1 protein-coding gene is annotated in these 449 nt (G+C 63.9%); it reads left to right on the top strand.

Annotated elements, in window-relative coordinates:
- Positions 1-430: LysE family translocator (locus EOA33_RS38390; protein WP_145989628.1), on the top strand; the 430-nt coding region annotated here is incomplete at its 5' end.
- Positions 431-449: the final 19 nt, after the last annotated feature.

Raw genomic sequence — 449 nt, 5'->3', positions numbered from 1 at the left:
CGTGGTGGCGCAGTCCTTTCATCTCGCCTTCGTCGCCGTGAAATGGGCGGGCGTCGCCTATCTCGCCTATCTGGCGTGGAAGATGTGGACCGCACCCGTCGAGGCAAAGGAAGGCGAGATGCCGCGCGAGGATTCGCCGGCAAAACTGTTCTTCGCCGGCATGGCGGTGACATTAGGCAACCCCAAGATCATGATGTTCTACCTGGCGCTGCTGCCGACTATCATCGATCTCGCCTCGGTCAGCGTCGTCGGCTGGATGGAGCTGACGGCGACCATGGCGGTGGTCCTGGTCGCCATCGATCTTGCCTGGGTGCTCGCCGCCGCGCAGGCGCGCAAGCTTCTGAAGAGCAAGCGGGCGATGAAGATCGCCAACCGCGTCAGCGCCACCACCATGGCAGGGGCCGCCGCGGCCATCGCTGCCCGTTCCTGAACGGCTACATCATCTCGAT

This window comes from Mesorhizobium sp. M4A.F.Ca.ET.050.02.1.1 (assembly GCF_003997725.1).
Lineage (GTDB): Bacteria > Pseudomonadota > Alphaproteobacteria > Rhizobiales > Rhizobiaceae > Mesorhizobium.
Note: the sequence above shows the minus strand (reverse complement) of the source record. Positions and strands in the feature narration are given on the sequence as shown.